Source organism: Pseudomonas sp. DVZ6, from assembly GCF_024259445.1.
Taxonomy (GTDB): domain Bacteria; phylum Pseudomonadota; class Gammaproteobacteria; order Pseudomonadales; family Pseudomonadaceae; genus Aquipseudomonas; species Aquipseudomonas peradeniyensis.
Window position 1 is genome coordinate 1 of the sequence record NZ_JANCLM010000128.1, and the last position, 322, is coordinate 322.

1 protein-coding gene is annotated in these 322 nt (G+C 68.6%); it reads right to left on the minus strand.

The genetic code is table 11. The annotated features are described in order from the left end of the window. Nucleotides 1-322 (minus strand): hypothetical protein (locus tag NMG10_RS25935; RefSeq protein ID WP_254465389.1); only part of this gene is annotated, 322 nt, incomplete at both ends.

The window sequence follows — 322 nt, forward strand, 5'->3', positions numbered from 1 at the left end:
GGCCAGCACCTTGAGCAGGCCCTGGCTGGCGATCTGGCCCCCCTGGTTGTCGACCAGCCCGGCGCGCTGGATCAGCAGGTCCTTGCCGGCGAATAGCGTGCCCTTGCGGTTGAGCAGGTCGGCGAGCAGATCGAGGGTCAGGGCGCCCTGGGCGGCGAGGTTGCCGTCGTTGTTGTTCAGGCTCGCGGCGGTCAGGCCGAGGTCCTGACGGGTGGCCACGCGACCGCCGTGGTTGTCGAGGGTGCCAGCGCTGATGACCAGCTTTTCACCGGCATCGATCAGGCCGCCCTCGTGGTTGTCCAGTGCCGCCGTGATGGTCAGT